Source organism: Arthrobacter sp. FW306-1B-G06A, from assembly GCF_058781765.1.
In genome coordinates, this window is sequence record NZ_JBYSXB010000009.1 from 60308 (window position 1) to 86564 (window position 26257).

The following is a 26257-nucleotide window of genomic DNA, read 5'->3' on the forward strand; positions in this document are numbered from 1 at the left end:
TCAGGCCGCCTTCCTCTTGGCATCCATGACTTCGGTCAACGGGGCAATACGGACGCCGGCCGAAATGAGCTCCGAACGGATCAGCCGGGCGAGCTCGACGGCGCCGGGGTTGTCCCCGTGAAGCAGGACGGTGTCAGCGGAGATGTCGATGTCAGTGCCGTTGGCGCATCGGATCTTGCCCTCGCACACCATGCGGACGGTTCGCTCGACAATAGCCGAGGGATCGTGCAGCACGGCGCCGGGCTGGCTGCGCGGGACCAGGGTCCCGTCTTCCTGGTAGGCACGATCGACAATGCCCACAATCGCCACGTCCAGGCCAGCGGAACGTGCCGCCTTGGCCAACTCGCCCTCCTGCGCGACCACGATCAGTTCGTTGTCCACGCGGGCAGCGGCCTCAGCCACGGCCTCCGCGTAATCCGCCCGGACGGCGACGAGATTTCCCAGCCGGCCGTGCGGCGCGATGTGGGTCACCTTGGTTCCGTGGAAGGCAGCGAAGCCGTTCAGGGCGCCCAGTTGGTAGAGCACATCCGCACGCACTTCGTTGGCAGTCAGGCCCATGTCCCGGCGGCCGAAACCACGCAGGTCCGGGAAGCTCGGGTGGGCTCCGATTCCCACTCCGCGGCGAACGCATTCGGCGACCGTGGCGTCCATGATGTCCGGATCGCCCGCGTGGAACCCGCAAGCGATATTGGCACTTGAAACGATCTCCAGAAGATCGGTGTCGCTGCCTATGGTGTAGGCACCGAATCCCTCTCCAAGATCCGCTACAAGATCAATTGTCGGGTTCACGTGGTTCTCTTTCCGTGGTTCTGCATTGGGGTCCGGCAATTCCGCTCGAACGGCTGGAATATCCGGTAAACTCAGTCGCCTTTTCGATTGAAAGTGTTTAGCTAAAATTCTTCAATCCGGGGAACTGTCGGTAATTCTTTGGTGATAAAAGTCTCGCACCCACGAACTTCGGGCACAAAGACCTATTCCCTATCACGGGATAGCTCCCGGTTATGACCTACGGCACACATGCTGGTGGCGGAGACGGCATGCTGCCGGGCCGCCGTCGTCGTCCTCCGTGCTGAAGGTCGACGACGGCGGGCGGCGGCGCGCGCGGTGGACCTGCCGCTGTTGCCGGAGGGCGATGTGCCCGAAAGTCTCATGGGGTGCTCTTTGCATGACGATCGATTTGTGAGGCAGCGTCCCGAATGCGTCTATATTTGGGTATCGGGACAATTCGGATGATGGGGAGTCAACGAACTGTCAGTAAATGGTTGGGAAACGCCACCATGGGGATGTGGATCTCAAATTAGTCGCTGAGAGACAGGTCACACAAAGACGGATTGTGTGTCCCTACATAGAATTTCCTTATGGCATCCAGGCCCCAAGTGGACTTGGAGGAAGGCAGACCGATGGATACGCGGAAGCTCTCATATTTTGTAAAGATCGTCGATTCGGGGAGCATCACCAAGGCCGCTGCAGCGCTCCACGTCGCCCAGCCTGCCCTCAGCCAGCAGGTGTCGGCACTGGAGAGCGATTTGAAGCAGCGCCTGCTGATCCGCAGTAAGCAAGGTGTCGAGCCGACCGCCGCGGGGCACACACTCTACCGCCATGCCCAGACCATCCTGCGGCTTGTTGAACAAGCGCGGCAGGACGTAGCGACATCCGGGGCCGCACCATCGGGCAGGGTGTCCATCGCCATCGCACCGTACAGCATGGCCTCCAGCCTCACACCGCAGATCATCCGGGAGGTCGGCCGGCGATACCCGGACATCGTGGTGCATTTGACCGAGATCTTCGGGGGCGTGCTGAGCGAAGCAATTAAGAACGGGCGCCTCGACATGGCCCTGATCTACGAGCCGGGGAAGATCCGCGGGGTTCAGTTCACCACCATGATCGTGGAAGACCTGCACCTGGTCACCCACGAAGACGTCGATGTTGCCCAGGGCCGCACTACTGTCACTCTTGAAGAAGCCAGCACCCTTGGACTGTTCCTCCCCGAAAAGAACCACACCCTGCGCCAGATCATCGAAAAGGGACTGGCCGAGCACGGGTTGCCCCTGCGGCTCGTAGGAGAAGTGGAGTCGGTTCCGTCGCTTGTCCGGCTCATCCGCGCAAACCTCGGGGCCACCGTGCTGCCGAAATCGGCTGCCGATGCGCTCTTCCCTGATGAGAACTTCAAGGTCCTGCGGATCGTCGAACCGGCCCTGCAGAGCAAGATCGCCCTGTGCACCCCCGACCACGAACCGCTGTCAGAGGCCGCCTCTGCCGTGCTCATCCTGGTCAAGGAGATGCTGCAGCAACAGTTGATCAGCAAGTACGCGGCCGATCCATCCTAGGGTTGATCCATCCATAACATTGCCTTATCCGGACAGACATCTTTGGTCTTATTCACGGGCATTTTTATTTCCTATTATCGAATTAGCAAGTAATTCGAAAGCGGCTCGCGGATTCCGTGAACCCAATCAAAGGAAACAGCGGTGAAAAAGATCAGCCAGACCCGGTGGGTTTCGAATCCAACCCTCGGAACGATCAGCGCACGGACCGGATTCCACTGCCCTAGGAACGGTTTCTGGCGTCCTTTGGGCGGCGTGGGCGAGCCCCTCTTCGTCTTCGAAGGAAGCCTCATGCCGCCCCATGCCGGACACAGCATCGAGTGGTACCTGGTCGACGCACGGCCAGGACACCCCGGACTGGACTGACTCGACTAACCACCCAAGGCGCCTTGCCCCAGGCAAGGCCCCTTCTTCGTGCCCGGAAACGGGCGCGCAAAAGGCCGGCCACCGCATTCGGTGACCGGCCCCAGCGTGACAATCAGTCTTCGACCAGCAGTCCCTTGGCCTTCAGCTTTTCCGTTAGTCCGCACAACTCGATGGTGGTGCCTCCGGCGTGGTAGGCCTTGATGAGGTCGCGTTCGGCGTCGTCCCGGGCCTGGGAGAGCGCGATGACCTCCTCCGCTTCCTCACGGCGGACGACAACGACGCCGTCAGCGTCACCGCGGAGGATGTCTCCGGGGTAGATGATCTCATCGCCGAACACCAGGGGGTGGTTGATGGGTCCGAGGGTTTCCTTGACCGTGCCTTTGATGCAGACGCTGCCCGAGAATACCGGCAGGCCCAATTCAATGAGGTCCTGGGTGTCCCGCACGCCGGAATCCGTCACCATCGCCGCAATGCCCTTGGCTTTCATGGCATTGCCCAAGACGTCGCCGAACGTTCCGGCGTCGGAAAATTCCTGGGCACCGACCAGGACCACGTCGCCGGCCTGGGCGTAGTGGATGGCAACCTGCAGCATGAGGTTGTCCTGCGGGGCACAGGCCACCGTCACGGCCGGGCCGCAGAAGGACATCGAGCGGTCGATCGGCTTGATCGTGGAGCTCAGGGCGCCGCGGCGGCCCTGGGCTTCGTGGATGGTCGCGGAGGAGAACGCCGCGAGGCGGCTGACGACGTCGGCGTCGGGCCTCTGGAACTTGGTCTTGACGTGGATCATTTCCTGAATCTTTCTCTTGGCTGGCTTCTGGGGTGCCCGTGGGGCTTAGTTGAGGGCGCTGACTGCCTTGCGGATCGAGTCCACGCCGGCGTTGATGGTCTCCAGCGATGTGGCGAAGGAGATCCGGAAGTAGGGGCCAAGGCCATAGGCCGAGCCCTGGATGACGGCGACCGCAGCCGCGTTGAGGAGGTACAGCGTGAAGTCCTGGTCGTTCTCAATGACCGTGCCGTCCGGAGCGGTCTTGCCGATGACGCCGCTGCAATTCACGTAAGCGTAGAAGGCACCCTCGGCCGGCGCGACGGAAAGTCCGTCAATGGCGTTGAGGCCTTCGACGGCGACGTCCCGGCGCTTGCGGTACACCTCCACGCTGTCCCGGACGAACGATTGGTCGCCGTTCAGCGCGGCTGCCGCAGCTGCCTGGCTGACCGAGGACGGGCAGGATGAGGTCTGCGACTGCAGCTTGTTCATCGCTGCGATCAAAGGCGCTGGACCTACGCCGTAGCCAAGGCGCCAACCGGTCATTGCGTAGGCCTTGGAGACTCCGTTGACCAGGAGGATGCGGTCGCGGAGGGTCGGAACGGCAGTGACGAGGCTGGTCACCCGGCCGTCGCCGAAGTGGATTTCGTCGTAGATCTCGTCCGTGAGGATGTAGACATGCGGGAATTCCTCAAGGACGGCACCCAGGGCCTGGAGTTCTTCGCGTGTGTACACGGCTCCCGTCGGGTTGGACGGAGCGTTGAGGATGAGCCATTTCGTCTTGGGCGTGATGGCTTCGCGGAGGGCGGCCGGTGTGAGCTTGAAGCCGGTGTCTTCTCCGCAAGCGACGATCACGGGCGTGCCGTCGTTGGCGAGGACCATGTCCGGGTAGGACACCCAGTACGGTGCGGGGACGATGACCTCGTCGCCCTCGTTGAGCGAAGCCATGAGCGCAACGTAGAGGACTTGCTTGGCACCGCCGCCGATGGTCAGCTGGTTCGCTTCGTAGCGCACGCCGGTGTGGCTTTCAATCCGGCGGAGGATGGCGGTCTGCAGTTCCGGCGTTCCAGTCACCGAGGTGTACTTGGTCTGGCCGGCGTTGATCGCTTCGATCGCTGCCGCCTTGATGTGATCAGGGGTGTCGAAGTCCGGCTCGCCGACGGTCAGGTCGATGATCGGGATGCCTTCGGCTCGTAGTTCACGGACGCGGGCGGCGGCCGCAACGCTCGCTGAGGACTTGATGCGTGTGACCCTCGACGCCGGCAGGTACTCGGACATTTGTCTTCTCCAGAATCGTGAAACTCAGGATTCGGGTGTCGAATCCCCAATTTCGAGACTAGGCACTGCCGGGCGCCGTGGATAAGACCTAATGTGCGTGGATCAATAAGAGGCCCTTATGACCACCCGATCTATATAGGGATTCTGTGGTCGTTTAGGGACATTTCAACCCCATATGGGAATCTTCCATGCACTTCGCTTATGGGTTCACGCGGTATTGGTATTTCCGCGGCGCTGCGAACACCGCCTAGATTTCATAGATCAGAAGTTCGCGAAGAGTCCGAAAGGGATCCAATGCCAGCCCAATCCGGGTCCCTTCCGGGCCCGTCAGCCACCGGCAGGTATACCTACCGGGCCAAGGTTCCAGCCCGGTCCCAAACCGTGGCCAAAGGAGAGCGTGCCAAGCTCACGCACGCCCTCGCGGCGCACAGGCAACTCCTGTCCCATGCTTCGAGCGCCATCCGCACATTGACCGCTGCCCGCAACGAGATGATCGCCCAGGCCCTTGAAGACGGGCTCACGCTGGCCACAATTTCGGCGGTGACCGGGGAAAACATTCGGGCTGTCCGAACCATCGGTTTGGCTTATGACGACCTTCACCCGAGTGGGCTTACGCGAGGCGCACATGTGGACGGCCTGAGGGCGAAAAGCGAGCAACTCAAAGCAGCCGAAAGGCATCGCGACCAGATCGTTAATCAGCGGGAAGCGTTGATTGTCACGGCGCTCCGCACCCAAGCCTGCGATGACCTTGAAGTTGCCTCGCTGACCGGCCTCACCCCCGAGCATATCCGCAGGTCAACGCGGGGCATCGCGCGCTCCGCCTAGCTTACTTCGTTGCGTCTTTCTTTTCCGGGGGCGTCCTGCAGCTAAACAGTTCCTGTGTTCCCGTTTTCCTCGCGATGAGCACCGTCAATGCGCGGGCCGACGTCGAGATCGGTTCAAAATGCTGGATCGAACGCGCACCGACGTTCCAAATGCGCTTCACGCCCAGCACCCGGTCGTGCTCATCCGTGGCAACCAGGGGCGGACTTCCCTGCCCTGCCATGGGCCTGCGTTTCCAGCACAGACTGACTACCGTCGCGTGCTCCCAGAATTCCACGGCGGTTACAAAGAATTCGCGCCCCTCATCATCCAGGAACAGCCCGGACTGCGGGACGTAAACAGCCCGCAGATCGTACTCCACGGGGCCTGGACGCCGTGCAGCCGGCGATTCGGCGATGGCTGCGGCTTGTTGAGGATTGAGATCTGGTTGCGGGACCACGGCATGCTCCATTGAAATTGCGGCCGACCCCCTCCTCGACCGCCCCCGAGCGGCCTCGGGATATCCAATGTAGCTCCGTCCAAGGACCTCCGGAAGAGTACCGACTACCTACCTAGTTCAGTAGCTCGACGGGGCGTCACCTGTCCCGCCTAAGGGCGCTCCGCCGTCGGGGTTTGTTGGGATGAACTTGTCGGCGAGGGCTTCGGTGCCGCGCGCCAGCAGCGCGACATCCGCGCCGACCAGCACGAACGAGGCACCGGCGTCCATGTACGCGCGTGCGGTGGCTTCGTTGAAGGCGTTCACGCCGGCCGGTTTGCCCGCGGTCTTTGCCGCGGCGAGGCAGTGCTCGACGGCGGCGCGCACCGTGGGGTGTTCCTGTTCGCCGAGGAGGCCCATGGACGCCGCGAGGTCCGAGGGGCCGAGGAAGATGGCATCGACGCCGTCGACCGCCAGGATCTCCTCGACGGCGGCAACGGCGGCCCCGGTTTCGATCTGGACCGTGACGCTGATGGTTTCGGCGGCCCGGGCGAGGTAGTCCGGGATGCGGTTCCAGCGCGAGGCGCGGGCCAGGGCGGAGCCGACGCCGCGGACCCCGTGCGGCGGGTAGCGGACGGCGGCGATGGCGGCCTGTGCCTCCTTGGCGGAGTTGACCATGGGGATGAGCAGGTCCTGCACGCCCAGGTCCAGGTATTGCTTGAGGAGCACGGTGTCGTTGACCGGCGGGCGGACCACGGCTTGGACGGGGTAGCCGCGGACGGCCTGGAGCTGGGCGAGGATGGATTCGAGGCCGTTGGGGCTGTGTTCGGCGTCGATCAGGAGCCAGTCCAGCCCGGCCCCGGCGCACAGTTCGGCGATGAGCGGGCTCCCGGAACACACCCACATCCCGGCGAGTGGCCTGTCCGCGGCGGCCAGGGCTTGACGGAACGTGCGGTCTGGTTCTACTCGAACCGGCATGTGACAACTCCCAAGGGACCGTAGTCGGCGTGGACGGTGTCGCCTTTGTATACCCAGAGGGGGCGGGTGAAGGAGCCGGCGAGGATGATCTCCCCGGCCTTCAGCCCATCACCGTGCGGGGCGATCTTGTTAACGAGCCAGTGCACGCCGTTGGCGGGGTGGTCCAGGACGCCGGCGGCGACGCCGGTTTCCTCCACCACCTGGTTTTTGTACAGGATCGCCGATACCCAGCGGAGGTCGACGGCGTCCGGGCGGACCGGGCGTCCGCCGACCACCATGGCACCCATGGCCGCGTTGTCCGAGATGGTGTCCACGATGGTCCGGCCCTCCATCTCGATCCTGGAATCCAGGATCTCAAGGGCCGGAACCACGTAGTCGGTGGCGTTCAGGACGTCGAAGATGCTGCAGCCGGGCCCGGAGAGGTCCTTCTTGAGCACGAACGCCAGTTCCACCTCGACCCGGGGGTGGGTGTACTGGTCCCACGGCACGGAGCAACCGGTGTCCAGGACCATGTCATCGAAAATCGCGCCGTAGTCCGGTTCGGTGATGCCGGTGGCGTCCTGCATGGCCTTGGACGTCAGCCCGATCTTGCGGCCCACCAGCTTCCGGCCGGCGTCCTCGTTCCGGCGCCGCCATAACTGCTGCACGGCGTAGGAATCCTCCACCGTCATCTCCGGGTAGCGGGCGGTCAGGCGCGGAACCGGGGTCCGGCTCCGGCCTGCTTCTACTAGTTCGTCGGCAATGGTTTCTATCGTCTTCGGGTCAAGCATCTCCACACTCCGTTCGGCCATCCTGCGGTCAGCATACGTTGAGGGCCGCCGGCCTAGAGCTGCGAGCCGACCTTGAAGCCCTTCTTTTCCCCCGCGGGGCCGTCCTCGGGCTGGCGCGTGTACGAGAAGCCGTCGGCACCCACGGTGACCGCCATTTCGCTCTTTTCCTCGCGGACGACGACCGGCTGCGGGTTGCCGTCCAGGTCCAGGACGAGGGAGGCCTCGGTGTACCAGGACGGGACCACGGGGTTGCCCCACCAGTCGCGGCGCTGGTTGTCGTGGACGTCCCAGGTGACCGTGGGGTTGTCCGGGTCACCGGTGTAGTAGTCCTGGGTGTAGATCTCGATGCGGTGCCCGTCCGGGTCCAGGATGTACAGGTAGAACGCGTTGGACACGCCGTGCCGGCCCGGGCCGCGTTCGATCCGGTCGCTGATGCGCAGGGCGCCCATCTTGTCGCAGATCTGGATGATGTTGTGCTTCTCGTGCGTGGAGAAGGCGATGTGGTGCAGGCGCGGGCCGTTGCCCCCGGTCAGGGCGGTGTCGTGCACGGTCTGCTTGCGGTGCATCCACGCGGCGTACGTGACGCCGTCGGAATCCTTGATGTCCTCGGACACGCGGAAGCCCAGGTCCTCCAGGTAGGCCCGGCCGCGGGGAACGTCCGGGGTGACCTGGTTGAAGTGGTCCAGGCGGACCAGCTCACCGGCGGAGTAGAGGTCGTAGCGCTGGGTGAGGCGTTCGACGTGCTCCACCTCGTAGAAGAACTCGTACGGGAAACCCAGCGGGTCCTCCACGCGGACGGAGTCGCCCACGCCCTTGGTGAAGCCGTCCTTGCGGCGCTCAACCCGGCAGCCCAATTCGCGGTAGTAGGCCTCGGCGGCGTCGACCTCGGCCGGGGACTTCACCCGGTACGCGAAGGCCGCGGCTGCGGCGACGGGTCCCTTGCGCAGGACCAGGTTGTGGTGGATGAACTCCTCGAAGGAACGCAGGTAGATGGTGTTCTCGTCTTCCTCGGTGACGTGCAGGCCGAGCAGGTCCACGTAGAACTCGCGGGACTTGGCGAGGTCCGTGACCACGAGTTCAAGGTAGGCGCAGCGGACGATATCCGGCGCCGGGACGGTGGGGGTTGGGACGAAGTTGCTCATGGGATTCTCTCTTCTTCGAAAGGGTCTGTGGTGTTCGACGGCGGGATGCTCGCCTTTGGTGCCGGGCGCCGCCCAACTGACTCGCAGTAAGTGTCGTTTTGGAGCCCCATAACGACAACAAGTGCGAGGTAGTTGGGCTGGGCGGGGTCAGGCGCCGAACTTCGGGGTGTGCACAGCGCCGAGGGTGATGTGCACGGCTTGCTGGTCGGTGTAGAAATCGATGGAGCGGTAGCCGCCTTCGTGGCCCAGGCCCGAGGCCTTGACCCCGCCAAAGGGGGTGCGTAGGTCCCGGACGTTGTGGCTGTTGAGCCACACCATGCCAGCCTCGACGTTCTGCGCGAAGTTGTGCGCGCGGGTCAGGTTCTGGGTCCAGATGTAGGCCGCCAGGCCGTATTTGGTGTTGTTCGCGAGGGCGAGGGCTTCGTCGTCGTTCTCGAACGGGGTGATCGCGACGACCGGGCCAAAAATCTCCTCCTGGAAGATCCGGGCGTCGGGCGCGACGTCGGCGAATACCGTCGGCGCGATGTAGTTGCCTTCCGGGAGGTGCTCGGGGCGTCCGCCGCCGGCGAGCAGCCGGCCTTCGGACTTGCCGATCTCCACGTACGAGGCGACCTTTTCGTAGTGCTCGGGGTGGACGAGGGCGCCGACCTGGGTCTTGGGGTCGTGCGGGTCGCCGACGACGATATTCTTCGCGCGGGCGGCGTACTTCTCGCAGAACTCGTCATAGATCGCGCGTTCGACGAGGATCCGCGAACCGGCGGTGCAGCGTTCTCCGTTGAGGGAGAAGACCCCGAATAGTGCCGAATCGATCGCGGCGTCCAGGTCGGCGTCGGCGAACACGACGCACGGGGACTTCCCGCCCAGCTCCATGGACAGGCCCTTGAGGTTGGCGGCGGCGTTGCGGAAGATCGTCTGGCCCGTTGTGGTCTCGCCCGTGAAGGAAATCAGCGGCACGTCCGGGTGCTTGACGAGGGCGTCACCGGCTTCCTCGCCGAGGCCGTTGACGAGGTTGAACACGCCGTCGGGCAGGCCTGCGTCCTTGAAGATCTGCGCCCAGAGCGAGGCCGAGAGCGGGGTGAACTCGGCCGGCTTGAGGACCACGGTGTTGCCGGTGGCCAGGGCGGGGGCGAGTTTCCAGGACTCGAGCATGAACGGGGTGTTCCACGGCGTGATCAGGCCCGCGACGCCGATCGGCTTGCGGTTCACGTAGTTGATCTGGGAGCCCGGGACCTTCATGGCGTCGTCGAACTGGGCCACGATCAGGTCCGCGAAGAAACGGAAGTTCTCCGCCGCACGCAACGCCTGGCCCTTGGCCTGGGTGATCGGCAGGCCAGTGTCGAAGGTCTCCAGTTCGGCGAGGCGCTCCTCCTGGGCTTCAACGGCGTCGGCGATCCTGTTCAGGACGCGGGCACGCTCGCGCGGCTTCATCTTCGGCCACGGGCCGTTCACGAAGGCTTCGCGGGCCGCGGCAACGGCGAGGTCGATGTCTTCCTTCTGCCCGGCCGCGGCGGTGGCGTAGTTGGTGTTGGAGACCGGGTCCAGGACGTCGAAGGTCTTCCCGCTGACCGAGCCAACGAATTCGCCGTTGATGAAGTGCTGGATGTGGGTGGGAAGGTCCTTCGGGACGTAATGGGTGGTTTCTGGTGCAGTGAACGTCATTGTTTTCTCCTTTGCTATTGGAACGCGGGGTCACTTACGGCCCATGTTGGGCCCTCTAATGGGCGCTAAGTGACCCCGCGTTGCTCTGTGCGAGGTACGCGTCGAGGGTGGCGCTGCGGTGGCGGCGGGCGGCTTGTTCGATGGTGTCGGCGTCGGCGTTGCTTTCGATGAGCTGAAGCAGCGCCTCGTGCTCTTTGACGGATTCCTGCGCGCGGCCGGGGACGAAGCGGAACGTCGAGGCCCTGATCGAGGCGAGCCGGTTCCAGCCCCGGTGCACGAGGTCCAGGATGTGCGGGTTGGGGCAGTGTTCGAAGAGCACGCTGTGGAAGTCCTGATTCAGGGCCGTGAAGCGGACGGGGTCGAAATGCTCCAGGCAGTCACGCATTTCGGCGTTCACCGCACGGGCCCGGGCAATGGCCACGGAATCGATCAGGGGTGCGGACAATGCCGTCGCGGCGCCTTCGATGATGCTCAGGGTCTGCATCGTATACAGGTACTCGGTCGGATCGATCCCGGAGACCGTGGCGCCGACGTTGCGCTCGAACGTCACGAGCCCCTCGGCCTCCAGGCGGCGGATCGCCTCCCGGACCGGGACCACGCTCACGCCCAGGTCCTCGGCGATCTTGGCCAGCACCAGGCGGTACCCCGGTGTGTACGTGCCCTCCACGATGCGCGCCTTCACGGCGGCATAGGCCTGCTCCGACTTGCTCCCGACGGCGGTGCTGCTTACGGCGGTTTCAGTCACCTTGGGTTCCTTCCCAGTCTTCGTAGCGGGCACGCCACTGGGCGTTCATCGGATACAAACCGTCCACGCTGTTGCCCTGCTTGACCATCTCGAAGATGAAGGCCTCTTCCTTCTCCTGCGCGATGCACTCGTCCACCAGCTCGTCGGCGATGGCCGGCGGAATCACGAGGATCCCGTCCGAATCGGCCACGATGATGTCCCCGGGCTGGACCGTGGCCCCGCCGCAGGCGATGGTGATGTCCGTGTCCCACGGGATGTGGCGCCGGCCCAGCACGGCGGGGTGCGGGTTGGCGAAGTAGGTGGGCATGTCCAGTCCTGCCACGGCAGAAAAGTCCCGCACGCCGCCGTCGGTGATGATGGCCGCGGCACCGCGCATCTGGGCACGCAGCGCCAGGATGTCTCCCACGGTCCCTGTGCCCTTTTCTCCCCGGGCCTCCATGACCAGGATCTCGCCTTCGTTCACGGAGTCGATCGCCCGTTTTTGGGCGTTGAACCCTCCGCCGTGGGTCGTGAAGAGGTCCTCACGGTTGGGGACATAGCGCAGCGTCCGGGCGAGCCCGACGACGCGGCGGTCCGGGCGGGTGGCCTGCAGGCCGTCGATGCTCACGTTGTTCAGCCCACGCTTGCGCAACTGGCTGGACAGGGTGGCGGTGGCGACGGACTCGAGTTTCTTCTTCAACTCCGGGGTCAGGACAGGCACGACGGCGGTCAGACCGGCCGCTTCCCGAGAACCGTATGCTTCCTCCCGCTGCGTGTCGTCGGATTTGGGCCGGGCACCGAAGTCCGCGAACGCCGTCGTACCTTCCGTCACGGTGGTGGCCAGGCGGCCGCTGCTGAGCCCGCCGCCGGTGACTTCAACCTCGACGACGTCGCCGGGCCGGGCGACGGAGGCGCCGGCCGGTGTGCCGGTCAGGATGATGTCGCCGGGTTCGAGGGTGAGGAGCTGGGAAAGGTCGGCGACGAGGCGCGCAAAGGGGAACAGCAGCTCTTCGGTGGTGTCGTCCTGGACGAGTTCGCCGTTGTGCCAGGTGCGGATCCGCAGCCCGGAGGGGTCGACGTCGGCGGCCGGAATGAGCGCGGGGCCCACCGGGGTGAAGCCGTCGCCGCCCTTGGACCGGAGGTTGGAGCCCTTGTCCGCGTAGCGGAGGTCGTAGACGCCGAGGTCGTTGCTGGCCGTGACCCATTGGACGTGGCTCCAGGCGTCTTCCAGACCCACGCGGCGGGCGGGCGTGCCGATGACCAGCGCGATCTCGCCCTCGTAGCCGAGGAGTTCACAGCCAGCCGGACGCTCCACCGTTGAGCCGCTGAGGGCAAGGGACGACGAAGGCTTCAGGAAGTACGACGGCTGCTCCGGCATCCGGCCCCGCTGCGCCGCCCGGCTGGGGTAGTTAATATGCACCGCGATGACCTTGCGGGCCGCGGCCAGGGTGTGGTCGGTGACCTGTTCCAAGTTTCACTCCTCATCGAGTACGAAATCGTATACGATAACTATGACCCTGGAGTTTCGGGACGTCAACCCCCTGCATCCCCGGACGGATCGTGAGGCCCTTGTAGCCCCCGTCACGCCTGCCGTACAGTATGAATCCAAACAAAGGTTCAAATAAAGAATTCACAGTTCTATAATTGAACAACCGCACAATGAAGTGAGGAAAGCCCATGCAGTTCCACCACCACGGTTATGTATCCGGCGACCCGCGTGTCCAGGCGGCCGCCGGCGTCGGCATCACCAGACCCACTGATCTTCCCGACGAGGTCGACGTACTCATCGTCGGCAGCGGGCCCGCCGGCATGCTCGCCGCCGCGCAGTTGTCCCAGTTCCCGGGCGTCACAACCCGTATCGTGGAGCGTCGCCCCGGCAGGCTCGCGATCGGGCAGGCCGACGGGATCCAGGCCCGGAGCGTGGAGACATTCCAAGCCTTCGGATTCGCCGAGCGGATCATTGCCGAGGCGTACCGGATCACCGAGATGGCGTTCTGGAAGCCGGACCCGTCAGACCCTTCACGCATCATCCGTACCGCGCGGGCCCTCGACGATCCGACCGGGGATATCAGCGAATTCCCGCACCTGATCGTCAACCAGGCGCGCGTGCTGGACTACTTCGCCGAGTACATGGCGAACTCCCCCACCCGCATGACCGCCGACTACGGATACGAGTTCCGCGGCCTCGAAGTCACCAATGACGGTGACTACCCCGTCACCGTCACGCTCCTCCACACCGCCGGACCAAACGAGGGCCAGGAACGCATTGTCCGGGCCAAATACGTCGTGGGCGCGGATGGCGCGCGGAGCAAGGTGCGCGAGTCGATCGGCTGCACCCTCGCCGGCGACCAGGCCAACCACGCGTGGGGCGTCATGGACGTCCTTGCCGTCACGGACTTCCCCGACATCCGCACGAAGTGCGCCATCCAGTCCGGCACGGGCGGCAGCATCCTCCTGATCCCGCGCGAAGGCGGCCATCTCTTCCGCATGTACGTCGACCTTGGCGAGGTGGATCGGAACGACAACCGCTCCGTGCGGAACACCACCATCGAGGAGATCATCTCCAAGGCCAACGACATCCTCCATCCCTACACGCTCGATGTGCGTAACGTCGCCTGGCACAGCGTGTACGAAGTGGGCCACCGCCTCACGGACAGGTTCGACGACGTCCTGCCGGACCAGCGCGGCACCCGCACACCGCGTGTGTTCATTGCCGGCGACGCATGCCATACGCACAGCGCCAAGGCCGGCCAAGGCATGAACGTCTCCATGCAGGACGGCTTCAACCTGGCCTGGAAGCTCGGGCACGTACTCGAAGGACGCAGCCCGGAGAGCCTGCTGTCCACATACTCCGCCGAGCGCCAAGTGGTTGCCAAGAACCTCATCGACTTCGACAAAGAGTGGTCCACGCTCATGGCGAAGAAGCCCGAGGAATTTGAGGACCCCACCGAGCTGGAGAACTTCTACGTGAGCACCGCAGAGTTCCCTGCCGGCTTCATGACCCATTACGCTCCCTCGCCGCTGATCGCCGAGCCAACACATCAAGGCCTGGCCACGGGATTCACCATCGGTAAGCGTTTCAAGTCCGCGCCCGTGGTGCGCGTCTGCGATACCAACCCGCTACAGCTCGGCCACCAGGCCAAGGCTGACGGACGGTGGCGCATCTACGTCTTCGCGGACGCTGCGGGTGCGGGAACGGCACAGGGGGGAGCGTCCGCCGTCGCCGACTTTGCCGAGTGGATCGCGAACTCGCCGGACTCGCCGCTGGCCGCAACGCCGTCGGGCGCTGACCGGGACGCGTGGTTCGACGTGAAGGTGATCTACCAGCAGGAGCACACGAGCGTCGACATCGGAGCGGTGCCGGAAGCATTCAAGCCGGAGGTCGGACCGTTCAAGCTCACCTACCTTGAGAACGTCTACGGCACCGATCCTTCGGCAGACATCTTCGAGCTGCGTGGCCTCGACCGCGACGGCGTCGTGGTGGTGGTGCGGCCGGACCAGTACGTGGCGAACGTCTTGCCCTTGACCGCGACGGCGGAACTCGCCGCGTTCTTCGCGCCCCTCCTTCGATCGGGACGGACCGCAGCGGTCTGAGCTGTTGGCGCGTTCCGGCGTGCGGGACCAACGCAAGGGTTCATTCTGTCGGTGGCCCGTCGTAGGGTACCGGCATGGACATCATCATGGTTCCCGGGTTCTGGTTGGACGCTTCTTCGTGGTCGGAGGTCACGCCGCCGCTCGTTGCTGCGGGCCACACGGTCCACCCGCTCACGCTGCCTGGGCTGGAGGCAATTGACGCCCCGAGGTCCGGTATCGGCCTCAGGGATCACATCGAGGCAGTAGTGGCAGCCGTCGACGCCGTTGGCAGTCCTGTTGTACTGGTCGGCCACTCCGGTGGAGGTGCCATCATCCACGGCGCCGTCGACGCCCGCCCGGACCGGGTGGTCCGGGCGGTCTACGTGGACAGCGGACCGCTTGGCGAGGGCGGCGTCATCAACGACGAACTGCCTGTCGAGGGCGATGCCGTGCCCTTGCCGCCATGGGAGCTGTTCGAAAATGAGGACCTCGTGGACCTCAACGAGGAGCTGCGGGCCGCGTTCCGGGCACGCGCCATCCCGGAGCCAAAGAACGTGACCACGGATAAGCAGCGCTTGCACGATGTGCGCCGCTACGACGTCCCCGCCACCATCATCGCGTGCGAGTTCCCCTCCAGCCTGCTCGGCGAGTGGATCGAATCCGGCCACCCGTTCGTGGCCGAGCTCGCACGCATCAACGACGTGGAATTCATGGATCTGCCCACCGGACACTGGCCCCAGTTCACGAAGCCGCATGAACTCGGCGAGGCCATTCTTGCGGCGGTTGAGCGGACGGGTTAGTCACCGCGCCGAATGGCTCGTTTCGGGCTTACGGTAGCTCTCCACCGTGACCTCCAGTGCTTGGTCCCACGATGTTGCCTTAACACCCAGCATCTTCCGCGTCTCCTCGGAGTCGATCACGAAGGGCATCGTGAATTGGTAGCTGGAAGCTGAGATCTCGCGCATGATCGGAATGACGGTGCCGAGGGCTTTAAGTGACCACTGCGGGATCGGGGCCACCCGGCCCTTCACGCCCCAACGCTCATTCACCTGCCGCGCGATTTCCGAGCGCGGGACGGATGCACTCGGCACATGCCAGGCCCGTCCCCATTCGCCCGGGTGGTCTGCGGCCGCGATAAGTGTCGCGGCGATATCGGGCAGGAAGCTCCAACTGTGCTCCAGTACGGGGTCCCCCACGACACGCGCCGTTTTGGAGGCCAGGAGTGGTTGAAAAAAGCCGCCGCCAAGATGAGTCGACATCCCCGCCGCCCCAGGACCGAAGTAGTCGCTCGCCCGAACCTCCACGGCCCGGATTTCACCGCGTTCGTGCGCGGCAAGGACTTTCTCCCAACCCGCTTTGCGCACGAGGCCCTTCTTCTCGGTGGTGGCGAGCTGTGAATGCTCGGTCATCGGACCGTCCGGCGGGCCGTACGCATAGAGGTTGCCCATGAGCACAAGACCGGCCCCGGAGTCACGGGCCGACTTGATCACGGCGTCGAAGATCGGAGGCCAATCGGCTACCCAATTGGTGTAGGGCGGATTGGTGCAAACGAAGATCGTGTCGGCTCCACGCGCAGCCCGTGTCACGTCGGCCGGGTTGCTCGCGTCCAGTTTCACGGGAGTCGCCCCGGGGACCGTAGTGCCGCTGCGCGTGCCGAGAGTTACCTGGTCTCCACGGGCGGAGAGCTGCCTCGCGAGCGTCGCGCCTACGAGTCCGGCGCCGAGGATAAGATGGCGTGCCACGATGGTTACTCCCTAACTCTCCGGCGATGCTTTGCTGGTGACGTCGCACCGAAGTACGGCGCAGCCGCTTACCCTTGACAAGATCCGAGGGTGGAATGAATGATACGAGCCTCATCAGCTTTGTACCTACCGGTGGTCAATAGCTGAATTGGTGTCTAACAATGTCGAAAGAGCACATTGACTGTATTCGTGTGGGCATGTTTTTCAGTCGGGTTGCTTGCGTTGCTCCTGAACTGGATGAGCGTGATCGGAACGCTGATCGTGCCACGTCCGCTGCACAGCAACCTTTCACGGATGACCCATTTGGTCACTGCGAAAATCTTCTTTGTCATCACTAAGCCCGTCTCCTCGTACGAAGTACGTGATCGGATCCTTGCCTGGCAGTCCCCCATGGCGCTGTTCGTCCGTCTGCTGGTTTGGGTGATCGTGTTCGACTTGTCGTTCAGTCTCCTGCTTCTTCCCTTCGTCGACGGTGACCTCTGGCAAGCCGCAAGCGAGGCTGGCTCCGCGATGTTCACGCTTGGCTATGCTGCTCCATCGAATGTCGGCAACACCGTGTTGGTTTACGTCGCCGCCTATACCGGGTTGATCGTGATCGCTCTGCAGATCGGTTATCTGCCAACGCTCTATGCAGCCTTCAACAGGCGGGAGGCGGAAGTAACGCTCCTCGTATCGAGGGCAGGCTCACCCTCATGGGGACCCGAGCTTCTGGTGCGCACACGGTTTGGGATGGCCGCCCAAACCAGCACCAGCGAGCTCAGCGAGCTTTACCAAAGGTGGGAGCGATGGGCCGCGGATGTCGCCGAATCACACAGCACCTACCTGACGCTGGTATGGTTCCGTTCGCCTTCACCGCAATCGAACTGGCTCAACTCCCTCCTCAGCGTCATGGACGCGGCCGCGTTGCAGCTTGCGCTGAGTCCGGGGTCCGCCCCGAGCACCCGGGCTCGGCTGGTCATTCGGATGGGATTCACCTGCCTGAACCAAGTGGCCCGGGCCATCCGGATCCCGGTCGACGAAGACCCCGATCCCGATTCCGAACTCGATGTGACATTTGAAGACTTTCAAGCGGCCGTGGAACTCATGCGGACCGTCGATTACCCGATTGAGGTGACGGCGGAGCAAGCATGGCCACATTTCAGGGGCTGGCGCGTCAACTACGAAAGGGTCGCATACGCCCTTGCCTACGCGATCGATGCCCCGCCATCAATGTGGAGCGGCCCGCGACGCTTCGCATCCGAACCGGTCATGCCGCACAGGCCGAAGAACCGCACTTCCAAGGACGTCAAGCCGGACGATCCGCAAATGATTGCCAAGAGGAAGACACAGTGACAGCAAGGTGCAAGGATGGCAACGCACATGACGGTTGAACTGCATCGAAGAAGAGAAGCATCATGCCCATGATCGACGTGTACGCCACCGCAGGGACTTTCGCAGACAAACACCAGCTCGCGATTGATCTGGCGTCGACGGTGATGCGTGTGGAGCAGGTGCCGGATATCCCGATGTTCCGCAAGAACACGGCGGCATTCATCCATGAATTCCCGGCGGGGGATCTGTCGAATGTCGACGGCGACAGCAACTACGTGCGCGTCCAGGTGCTCACGAACGCGGGCGCGCTGAACCGCGAAAAGCAGCTCGCCGTTGTCGAACAACTCACCGCGCTCGTCGCGACGGCGGCCGCGGACCCGACGCTGCCTGATCGAACCTGGGTCCTGCTCACCGAAGCGCCCGACGGCGGCTGGGGCCTCAACGGCCACGCCAACACTAACGAGGAACTCATCGCAGCCGCGCGTGCACAGATTGCCTCACTCCAGGGGCACACCCCGCAGGCCTGACTTCCGGCAGCAAGCCGGGCTAGGGGCGCCAAGCGCCCCTGACGCGGACTTGGCTACTCGCGCGGACTTGGCTACTCAGCAAACACCTGCTTGGCGACCGCCATGGCGGACATCGCCTTGGGCCAGCCCGCATAGAACGCCAGGTGCGTAATAGCCTCGCTCAATTCGGTTTCGCTGAGTCCGTTTGCCTTCGCGAGACGCAGGTGGCCAAAAAGCTGCTCAGTGCTGCCGCTTGTCACGAGACAGGCAACGGTAATGAGGCTCCGGTCCCGCTTGGCCAATTCGGGGCGTTCCCAGACGTCAGCGAAGAGAACGTCGTCGGTGAGTGAGGCAAGTTTGGGCGAGATGTCTCCGACGAGTTGCTGGGCACGGGATGGTTCGGCCATGGGGTTCTCCTTGTTAGTGAAAGCTTGTCGACTTGCTTTCAATCCTAGGAATGGCCACCGGAATGAGGCAGGGTCCGCTATTACCTGTTTCCCGATGAACTCCGCGGGCCGGGGTTAGAGCGGCGGATATCTTCTGAGGCCTACCACTCCGCCTGCGGCGATGAGGGTTCCGCCGAAGGCCAACAGGATTCCAGCCACTGAAACGCTTGGAGCAATGGGATGGTCACTCTGGGCGGGGGCGCCCGGGTCAATCCGGGTAGCGGTCGCCGCAGAGGTTGAATTTTGCGTCGAGGGGCTCGGGCTGGAAACGATCGGCGAAGGCACTGTAGCTGTGGTTGCCGCCGGTGGCGCGGCCTGAGTTGGGTCCGCCCGCACGGTCACCGCCGTCGAAGGCGTTGAGGCGCCACCGGACGGAACCGCGACGCCGGGATCCGGCTGGGGTTGCGGTTGTACAGGCGGGATAGCCGTGGCCGACGGAGTGGGTTTTTCCGATGGCCGGGGAGATGGGGAGTTGGCGGGAGAGCACATGCCAACCACCCCCAGAAGCCCTTGCGAATCGCAGTTTGCGGCCCCCGCTCTCTCTGCTGGCGCAAGTGCGATCAGGCACAACGCGAAAGGGAGCGCGACGAGGGCAACTGGAACCTTCCGGCGAGTCATGGCTTCGACTCTACCTACTCTGCGGCAACTTGGCAGGCGGGCGGCGTTCGCTTCAGTCCCCGAGCTGACCCAGAATCCGGGCCAATTCGGCGCGATCTTCTGCGCTGAGCCGGGCAAAGTACTCGGAAGACTTGCCACGCCTTTCAGCGCTGATCTTCGCAAAGAGTTGCTGCCCATCCCTGGTGGCGGCGACGAGGGTGGCGCGCCGGTCCGTGGGGTCCGGATCGCGGCGGACGAGGCCTTTGACCTCGAGCTGGTCCACCACTTCCGTGGCCGATCGTGGCGCAATGCGCAGCCGTTCCGCCAAGTCTTTCAGCCGAATCGGGTCCCCTGGCGCCGGGCGCATAAGAGTCATGAGCGCCCGCCATTGGTGCGGCGTCAGCTCCCACGGAGACAGCTGCTCGGCCCAGGTCCGGCGCAGCCCCCGGAAGGCGGCATGGAAGAGATCGCCAAGGTCGGCAGAATCTGAGGGCTGTGACTGCATTCTGTCAGTCTAGCAATTTGACCTGTAGCCACATAGTGAGGTAACCTCTGTATTAGTAGGCGCGATTCCCGCGCCCCGCTCGCCACTGGAGGTGGTGCTTATGACGGAGAACATCCTCACCCAAAATCCCCATCGACCGGGCGTCGGAGCCCGAAGTCCCGGCCGCGGCCCCGCCCGCCTCAATCCCGCGGACCGTACCCAGTTGAAACAGCACCCCGTGAGCCTCAAACGGATCGCCGGGCTGTTCACCCCGCACAAGGCGACCATCGCCGTCGTCGTGCTTCTCATCAGCGCTTCAAGCATCATCGGCCTGGCGCAGCCGTTCCTGGTCCGCCACATCATCGACGTCGCGCTGCCCGGCAAGGATCTGCCACTGCTCGCGTGGCTGGCCGCCGGATTGATCGCCGTGGCCGCCGCAACCGCGCTGATTGGCGTGCTGCAGACGTGGATGACCACGGGCATGGGCCAGAAGATCATGCACACCTTGCGCACGCGCCTGTTCACCCACTTGCAAAAGCAATCGCTCGGATTCTTTACCCGGACCCGCAGTGGCGAGGTGCAGTCGCGGTTGAACAACGACATTTCCGGCCTGCAGCAAGTCATCACCTCCACCGCGACCGGTGTTGCGTCCAACCTGACCACGGCCATTGCCACCGCCATCGCCATGGTGGCCATTTCGCCCGGGCTCTCGCTCTTGTCCCTGATAGTGATACCGCCGGCTGTTTGGTTCACCCGCCGGGTGGCCCTGCTCCGGCGCAACATCACGTCAACGCTGCAAAGCGAGCTGGCCACCATGAACACCCAGGTCGAGGAAGGGCTGTCAGTCTCCGGAGTCAGGCTCTCCAAAACCCTCGGAACCACCAAGCGCGACGCCCACCGCTACACGGAAAGCTCCAAAAGGCTGATCGGCCTGGAGATGCGCTCCCAGTTGGCCGGCCGCTGGCGCATGTCCACCATGGGCATAATCTTCTCGGCCATTCCGGCGCTGATCTACCTCGCCGCCGGACTGCCCGTCACCAGCGGCGGCATGACCATCGGCACGCTCGTGGCGTTCACCGCGCTGCAAGGCGCCATCTTCCGCCCGGTCATGAGCTTGCTGGATCTCGGCGTCCAATGGGTCACCGCAATGGCCCTGTTCAGCCGCATCTTTGAGTACCTGGACTTGGCTCCCGAGATCACTCCCCCGGCGCGGCCCGTCCCGCTGGACCCGGCCGCAGTGCGCGGCGAGGTCCGCTTTGAGGGCGTCCGTTTCGCGTACGACGGCGGCACGGACGTTCTGCTCGACGTCGACCTCACGCTTCCGGCCGGCACCAGCACCGCAATCGTGGGCCCCACGGGCTCCGGCAAATCGACGCTGGGCTCGCTGGTCCCGCGCCTGCATGACGCCACCGCCGGGCGGATCACCATTGACGGCGTCGACGTGCGCGACATCGCCCCTGAGGACCTGACGAAAATCGTTGGCGTGGTGTCCCAGGAGACGTACTTGATTCACGACACCATCCGGGAAAACCTGCTGCTGGCTGCACCCGGCGCGGACGACGCAGTGCTGTGGAGCGCGCTGGCCTCGGCACAGATCGCGGACCTGATCGCAAGCTTGCCCGACGGCCTGGACACCATGGTCGGCGCTCGGGGCCACCGCTTCTCCGGAGGAGAACAGCAGCGCTTGGCGATTGCCCGAACCATCCTGCGCAATCCGAAAGTGCTGGTCCTCGACGAAGCTACCTCCGCCCTGGACAACGCAACCGAGGCCCATGTCCAGGCGGCGCTCGACCGGCTGGCCGTCGGCCGGACTACGCTCACCATCGCCCACAGGCTCTCCACCGTGGAGAAAGCCGATCAGCTCGCAGTGCTCTCGCGCGGTGCCATCGTGGAGTTCGGAACGCCCGGAAACCTTCGCGATTCAGGCGGCGCGTATGCGCGGCTTGTCGAGGCCGGGGAGACTGTGGAGTTTGCCGATCATGCTGCCGCAGCCCGCCTCACGGCATGAACCGGTACCCGATCCCTACCTCGGTGATCAGGTGGCGCGGGTTCCCGGGCTCCGGTTCCAGTTTCCGGCGGAGCTGGGCCATGTACACGCGCAGGTAATTGGCCTCCTTGGCGTAGGCCGGGCCCCACACCTCGCTGAGGAGCTGCTGTTGGGTGATCAGCTTCTCGGGATTGCGCACGAAAAGATCCAGGATCCTCCACTCCGTCGGCGTGAGGCGGACGTCTTCGCCGTCGCGCGTCACGCGTCTCATGGCAAGGTCCGCAGTGAACGATTCAGTGACCAGCACGGGCGCTTCTTCGCCCGGGTCAGAGGTGCGCCGCAGGATCGCCCGGAGGCGCGCGAGCAGCTCGTCGAGTCCGAACGGTTTGGTGATGTAGTCGTCCGCGCCGGCGTCCAAGGCTTCCACCTTGTCGTCCGAGCCGTGACGTGCGGAGAGGACCAGGATGGGTACGCTACTCCACTCACGCAAGCGGGTGATGACTGTGGTTCCGTCGATGTCTGGCAGCCCCAGGTCGAGGATCAAGACGCCAACCGGGTGCTGGGCGGCAGAGCGCAAGGCCGATTCGCCGTCGGACGCTGTGGCCACAGTGTAACCGTGGGCTTGGAGCGTAATCCGCAAGGCCTTGACGATGTGGGGATCGTCGTCCACCACCAGGACGTGGCTCATCCCGCCTCCCTGGAGGCGCTATCCGGACTGCCCGAAGGCGGCATGTGGCGGTGCTGCAAAAGAACGGATTGCGCCTCCAGGGGAGCTTGCGCCTCCTCGTGCGGGAACGCGACCCCTGTGGATAGCGGAAGCCGGATGACCATGGTCAGGCCGCCGCCCGGAGTCTCTTCCGCGGTGAGCGTGCCTCCCATCGCCTCCGTGAATCCCTTGGCCACGGCGAGCCCCAAGCCAACCCCGGTGGTGGAAGGGACGTCGTTGAGCCGCTGGAATGGCTGGAACATCCTGACGACGCTTTCGGCGGGGACTCCTTGGCCGTGGTCGATGATGCGCAGTTCTCCGGACGGCCTCCCGTCCAGGGTGGACGAGCTAAAGCCACCAGCGGCTCCCACCAGCACAACATCGGAATCCGGAGCGTACTTGATGGCATTCTCCACGATGTTTGCGATAACGCGTTCCAGCATCCCGGCGTCGGCGTCGATCTCCGGCATGTTCCCGGGCAGGTCGACGCGCACCCGCCCCGGCGGCATGCCATGGAGGGCCGTGGGGATCACTTCGTACCAGCGCACCGGGCGAATGAGGGCATTCACCGAGTCCGAGGTAATGCGGGACATGTCCAGGAGGTTCCCCACGAGGACGTCGAGCCTGTCCGAGCATTCCTCGATGGTTGCCAGCAGTTCCTGTTCCTCCTCCGGTGTGTAGTGGACGTTGCTTTGCCGCAAGCCGCCGACGGCCAATTTGATCCCGGCCAGCGGAGTCCGCAAGTCGTGGGAGACGGCGCGCAGGATGGAGGTTCGCATGGTGTTGCTTTCGGCCAAGCGCCTGACTTCACGTCGGCTTGCCGCCAATTGCCGCCGCTCGAGCTGGGCCGAAAGGTGCGCGCCGAAGGCGCTGAGTAGGCGGCGGTCGCTGGCTGGCAGGATGCGGCCGGACAGGACCAGGCGGGTTCCGGCGTCGATCTGTTCGGTGTTTTCGCCGCCGTCGGCAGGGAGGGGTGCGGCCTCTCCGGCCTTGGCGACGAGGCGCCAGCCGCCCGCTGTCCCGCCGCCCGGGCCCGCGGTGCCAGCCCTGTACAACGCAGCCCCGCGCATCTGGAATACGTCCAACGCTTGCTTCAAAAGTCCTTCGACGGTGTCCTCGGCGCTCGATGCCCCGCGCGTGAGGTCACCCAGGGTGGTGGCCTCGGCACGGGCACGGGCGGCTTCCTTGGAGCGCCTGGCCGAGACGTCCACCACGGCCGCAACAGCGGCTGAAACGCCCACGAAAACCAGCAACGCGATGATGTTCTCGGGGTCGCTGATGGTCAGGGTCCCCACAGGCGGTATGGAGAAGAAATTCACCAACAGGCTGCTCCACAAGGCACCGAGCAGAGCGGGCCACAACCCGCCCACCAGGGCGACGGCAACCGAGCCCGTCAACTGGAGGAGCACCGCCGTCGTGATGTTGTGGGAAGGACTCGCCGCCAGCAGGAGCTGCAAAAGAACCGGCAGGACCACCGCCATAGCAAACCCGACGATCACCCTTGTGCGACCAAGGTCCCGCTGCCGTGGACGGTCCACGCCCCGGCCGCCCAAGGGATGCGAAACCATGTGCACGTCAATATCGCCGGAGTCACGCACCACCCGGTTGCCGATCCCCCGCCCGGTCAGCCTGGCGACGAGGCTCCGGCGCCGGGAAATCCCGACGACGATCTGCGTCGCGTTCACGCTGCGGGCAAAGTCAAGCAAGGCCTTCGCTGGGTCCTCCCCTGCCACCGTGTGGTAGCTGCCACCCAAGTCCCGGACCAACAGGCGCTGGGCTTCCAGCGCCCGCGGAGATTCCGAAGCCACACCATCAGCGGCGCGGACGTGCACGGCGAGCAGGTCGCCGCCATTGACGCGCTTGAGGATCCGGGCGGCCCGGCGGACAAGGACCTCCCCTTCCGGCCCGCCTGTGAGGCCGATGACGATGCGTTCGCGGGCGGGCCAGCTCGCCTCGATCCCCTGTTCCGAACGGTACTTCGCGAGCCCTTCGTCCACGCGGTCGGCCAGCCACAGCAGCGCCAGTTCCCGTAATGCCGTCAGGTTGCCCATCCGGAAATAGTTGGACAGGGCAGCGTCGATCTTGTCCGCCGAATAGATCTTGCCGTCGCCCAGCCGTTGCCGCAACAGCTCCGGTGAGATGTCCACAAGATGGATTTGATCGGCACGCCGCACGACGTCGTCGGGCACTGTCTCCGCCTGCCGGACGTCGGTGATGGCACTCACGACGTCACCAAGGGAAGCCAGGTGCTGCACGTTGACGGTGGAGAGGACGTTGATGCCGGCGTCGAGCAGTTCCTCGACGTCTTGCCAGCGCTTTGCGTTGCGGCTTCCGGGGATGTTCGAGTGGGCGTATTCGTCGACGACGGCGATGCGCGGCTTGCGTGCCAAGACCGCGTCGACGTCCATCTCTTCAAAGCTGGTGTCCCGGTACGCAATCGTGTGCGGCGGGATGACTTCCAATCCGTCCATCAAGGCACGGGTGTCGCTGCGCCCATGGTCCATGGCGAAGGCCACCACCACGTCTTCACCGCGGCCGCGCAGCCGGTGAGCCTCCTCAAGCATGGCGTAGGTCTTCCCTACTCCCGGGGCTGCCCCGAGGAAAATGCGCAACGTTGCCCGTGCCATGTGGTCATTCTTTCACTTGTTTAACGCGTCGGTTGCCCGCAAGAAAGCCAGCCTTTTTGACCGGCGCGTCTGCCCGCCGGGGAACTTTCGGAGCGGTAGTCTCACGATCAGCAATACATGTGCCTCGGGGGATGGTTCTCTTTACGGCTGCGTCACCGCGGCCACTGTCCTTACCGACCGTGGCTTCGGTTTGAGCGTGGCGGTAAAGGAGAAAGCAATTACTGGCATACAAGATAGCCCCAGGATGTCCACCGGGCGCGCACGCCTTCAATTCCCCCGTACACAGCGCCTCCATCGATTCGGAGCCGCAATAGCAATTGGCGTTTGCCTGTCCCTGTTGCCCGCCCCGGCCATGGCAAGCCCAACACCTGCACCGTCACCCTCAGCCTCCACGGACTCCGTGGCACCACAGGTTCCCGGGACCGGGGTCCCCGCGCAGGTGCCTGTGACGCCGTCGCCATCATCGACGACGTTACCCGCGCCCGGGCCGACCGGTCCGGCCCCGACGCCGGCTCCCACCGCGACGCCGGTTCCGACACCGGGCGCCACGCCGCCAAAGGCAATCGAACCTTCGCCCACCACGTCAGCCACCCCTGCACCTTCCTCCACAACCGTAAAGGCATCCGGCTTCGCCGTCCCTGGCGCGATCGGCGCCAAGCACGAAAGCCTCGGCGGTGACGCCGGCGGACTCGGCCCGGCGATTGCGGAGCAACAGTGCGATCTCCCCGGAGGGGCTTGCCGGCAGCAATTCCAGAGGGGGTGGATCTACTTCGTCCCGGGATACGGGACGTTCGAAGTTTGGGGCGCGATCAACGGCCGCTACCAACAGCTGTCCGCAGACACGGGCGGTCTGGGGTACCCGAGCAGCGACGAGCAATGCGGACTGCCTGGAGGGGCGTGCCGGCAGCAATTCCAACGCGGATCCATCTACTTCGTCCCGGGATACGGGACGTTCGCAGTTTGGGGCGCGATCAACGGCCGCTACCAACAGCTGTCCGCAGACACGGGCGGTCTGGGGTACCCGAGCAGCGACGAGC

Annotated in this window: 25 protein-coding genes; 9 read left to right on the plus strand and 16 right to left on the minus strand. The window is 64.5% G+C overall.

Translation table 11 applies throughout. From position 1 onward, the window contains the following. Window positions 1-789, minus strand: coding sequence for a LamB/YcsF family protein (locus AC3WJM_RS06795; RefSeq protein WP_332602844.1), 789 nt, complete (start codon window positions 787-789; stop codon window positions 1-3). 611 nt (window positions 790-1400) lie between these two features. On the opposite strand from AC3WJM_RS06795, the gene AC3WJM_RS06800 reads away from it, so the two are divergent. Together AC3WJM_RS06800 and AC3WJM_RS06805 are read left to right on the plus strand one after the other, a co-directional pair. Beyond that, window positions 1401-2327, plus strand: a complete 927-nt coding sequence (locus tag AC3WJM_RS06800; RefSeq protein ID WP_059388746.1) for a LysR substrate-binding domain-containing protein — start codon at window positions 1401-1403, stop codon at window positions 2325-2327. 141 nt (window positions 2328-2468) lie between these two features. Then, window positions 2469-2690 (plus strand): hypothetical protein, encoded by a 222-nt coding sequence (locus AC3WJM_RS06805; RefSeq protein WP_059388747.1) that lies wholly within the window; start codon window positions 2469-2471, stop codon window positions 2688-2690. A 112-nt stretch (window positions 2691-2802) separates the two neighbouring features. Here AC3WJM_RS06805 and AC3WJM_RS06810 read toward each other — a convergent pair whose 3' ends face one another. Beyond that, the gene (locus tag AC3WJM_RS06810; protein ID WP_492271456.1) at window positions 2803-3477 is read right to left on the minus strand and encodes a 4-carboxy-4-hydroxy-2-oxoadipate aldolase/oxaloacetate decarboxylase; all 675 of its coding nucleotides are present in this window, start codon (window positions 3475-3477) and stop codon (window positions 2803-2805) included. A gap of 45 nt (window positions 3478-3522) precedes the next feature. Beyond that, a complete protein-coding gene (locus AC3WJM_RS06815) occupies window positions 3523-4731 on the minus strand; it encodes an aspartate transaminase (protein ID WP_492271457.1) in 1209 nt (402 codons plus the stop codon). A 294-nt stretch (window positions 4732-5025) separates the two neighbouring features. Here AC3WJM_RS06815 and AC3WJM_RS06820 point away from each other — a divergent pair, with 294 nt between their 5' ends. After that, window positions 5026-5556: a hypothetical protein gene (locus tag AC3WJM_RS06820; protein ID WP_492271458.1), complete on the plus strand. Its 531-nt coding sequence runs from the start codon at window positions 5026-5028 to the stop codon at window positions 5554-5556. A gap of 1 nt (window position 5557) precedes the next feature. On the opposite strand, the gene AC3WJM_RS06825 is transcribed toward AC3WJM_RS06820, so the two are convergent. The 7 genes from AC3WJM_RS06825 to AC3WJM_RS06855 all read right to left on the minus strand — a co-directional run bounded on the left by AC3WJM_RS06825 (window position 5558) and on the right by AC3WJM_RS06855 (window position 12712). After that, window positions 5558-5992, minus strand: a complete 435-nt coding sequence (locus tag AC3WJM_RS06825; RefSeq protein WP_284988937.1) for a hypothetical protein — start codon at window positions 5990-5992, stop codon at window positions 5558-5560. A gap of 117 nt (window positions 5993-6109) precedes the next feature. After that, window positions 6110-6946: an HpcH/HpaI aldolase family protein gene (locus tag AC3WJM_RS06830; RefSeq protein WP_492271459.1), complete on the minus strand. Its 837-nt coding sequence runs from the start codon at window positions 6944-6946 to the stop codon at window positions 6110-6112. Beyond that, window positions 6931-7716 (minus strand): 2-oxo-hept-4-ene-1,7-dioate hydratase, encoded by a 786-nt coding sequence (hpaH, locus tag AC3WJM_RS06835; RefSeq protein WP_492259115.1) that lies wholly within the window; start codon window positions 7714-7716, stop codon window positions 6931-6933. Before hpaH ends, AC3WJM_RS06830 begins: the two co-directional genes overlap by 16 nt. Before the next feature lie 53 nt (window positions 7717-7769). After that, window positions 7770-8858 (minus strand): 3,4-dihydroxyphenylacetate 2,3-dioxygenase, encoded by a 1089-nt coding sequence (gene hpaD, locus AC3WJM_RS06840; protein ID WP_492271460.1) that lies wholly within the window; start codon window positions 8856-8858, stop codon window positions 7770-7772. 147 nt (window positions 8859-9005) lie between these two features. Next, entirely contained in the window at window positions 9006-10517 is a 1512-nt protein-coding gene (gene hpaE / locus AC3WJM_RS06845; protein WP_492271461.1) for a 5-carboxymethyl-2-hydroxymuconate semialdehyde dehydrogenase, read from the minus strand. Window positions 10518-10572: 55 nt separating this feature from the next. Further along, entirely contained in the window at window positions 10573-11262 is a 690-nt protein-coding gene (locus tag AC3WJM_RS06850) for a GntR family transcriptional regulator (RefSeq protein WP_492271462.1), read from the minus strand. Then, window positions 11255-12712 (minus strand): fumarylacetoacetate hydrolase family protein, encoded by a 1458-nt coding sequence (locus AC3WJM_RS06855; protein ID WP_492271463.1) that lies wholly within the window; start codon window positions 12710-12712, stop codon window positions 11255-11257. Before AC3WJM_RS06855 ends, AC3WJM_RS06850 begins: the two co-directional genes overlap by 8 nt. Window positions 12713-12918: 206 nt before the next feature. On the opposite strand from AC3WJM_RS06855, the gene AC3WJM_RS06860 reads away from it, so the two are divergent. Further along, window positions 12919-14835 carry an FAD-binding monooxygenase gene (locus AC3WJM_RS06860; protein ID WP_492271464.1) on the plus strand — a complete coding sequence of 639 codons (1917 nt, stop codon included), beginning with the start codon at window positions 12919-12921 and terminating at the stop codon, window positions 14833-14835. A gap of 74 nt (window positions 14836-14909) precedes the next feature. Then, the gene (locus tag AC3WJM_RS06865; protein ID WP_284988930.1) at window positions 14910-15614 is read left to right on the plus strand and encodes an alpha/beta fold hydrolase; all 705 of its coding nucleotides are present in this window, start codon (window positions 14910-14912) and stop codon (window positions 15612-15614) included. Here AC3WJM_RS06865 and AC3WJM_RS06870 read toward each other — a convergent pair whose 3' ends face one another. After that, on the minus strand, window positions 15615-16556 hold the full coding sequence (locus AC3WJM_RS06870; protein ID WP_492271465.1) for an NAD-dependent epimerase/dehydratase family protein: 942 nt from the start codon (window positions 16554-16556) through the stop codon (window positions 15615-15617). A gap of 177 nt (window positions 16557-16733) precedes the next feature. Between AC3WJM_RS06870 and AC3WJM_RS06875 the strand changes: the two genes are divergently transcribed. Next, window positions 16734-17888 (plus strand): hypothetical protein, encoded by a 1155-nt coding sequence (locus tag AC3WJM_RS06875; protein WP_492271466.1) that lies wholly within the window; start codon window positions 16734-16736, stop codon window positions 17886-17888. Between the two features lie 62 nt (window positions 17889-17950). Then, window positions 17951-18394 carry a hypothetical protein gene (locus AC3WJM_RS06880; protein ID WP_332602833.1) on the plus strand — a complete coding sequence of 148 codons (444 nt, stop codon included), beginning with the start codon at window positions 17951-17953 and terminating at the stop codon, window positions 18392-18394. Between the two features lie 71 nt (window positions 18395-18465). On the opposite strand, the gene AC3WJM_RS06885 is transcribed toward AC3WJM_RS06880, so the two are convergent. From AC3WJM_RS06885 to AC3WJM_RS06895, 3 genes are all read right to left on the minus strand, one after another. Then, window positions 18466-18780 (minus strand): carboxymuconolactone decarboxylase family protein, encoded by a 315-nt coding sequence (locus tag AC3WJM_RS06885; protein WP_492259107.1) that lies wholly within the window; start codon window positions 18778-18780, stop codon window positions 18466-18468. Window positions 18781-19027: 247 nt separating this feature from the next. After that, window positions 19028-19306, minus strand: coding sequence for a hypothetical protein (locus AC3WJM_RS06890; RefSeq protein WP_390281896.1), 279 nt, complete (start codon window positions 19304-19306; stop codon window positions 19028-19030). A 183-nt stretch (window positions 19307-19489) separates the two neighbouring features. Beyond that, complete coding sequence (locus AC3WJM_RS06895; protein WP_284988925.1) at window positions 19490-19921, minus strand: MarR family winged helix-turn-helix transcriptional regulator; 432 nt, start codon at window positions 19919-19921, stop codon at window positions 19490-19492. Window positions 19922-20021: 100 nt separating this feature from the next. On the opposite strand from AC3WJM_RS06895, the gene AC3WJM_RS06900 reads away from it, so the two are divergent. Continuing rightward, window positions 20022-21908: an ABC transporter ATP-binding protein gene (locus AC3WJM_RS06900; RefSeq protein WP_492271467.1), complete on the plus strand. Its 1887-nt coding sequence runs from the start codon at window positions 20022-20024 to the stop codon at window positions 21906-21908. Here the strand turns inward: AC3WJM_RS06900 and AC3WJM_RS06905 are convergent. Continuing rightward, window positions 21898-22575: a response regulator gene (locus AC3WJM_RS06905; RefSeq protein ID WP_284988923.1), complete on the minus strand. Its 678-nt coding sequence runs from the start codon at window positions 22573-22575 to the stop codon at window positions 21898-21900. The two genes, AC3WJM_RS06900 and AC3WJM_RS06905, sit on opposite strands and share 11 nt — an antisense overlap. Beyond that, window positions 22572-25220 carry a DUF4118 domain-containing protein gene (locus tag AC3WJM_RS06910; protein WP_332602831.1) on the minus strand — a complete coding sequence of 883 codons (2649 nt, stop codon included), beginning with the start codon at window positions 25218-25220 and terminating at the stop codon, window positions 22572-22574. The genes AC3WJM_RS06905 and AC3WJM_RS06910 overlap by 4 nt, the downstream gene beginning before the upstream one ends. 352 nt (window positions 25221-25572) lie before the next feature. Between AC3WJM_RS06910 and AC3WJM_RS06915 the strand changes: the two genes are divergently transcribed. After that, a partial coding sequence (locus AC3WJM_RS06915) for an LGFP repeat-containing protein (RefSeq protein ID WP_492271468.1) occupies window positions 25573-26257 on the plus strand: 685 nt, incomplete at its 3' end.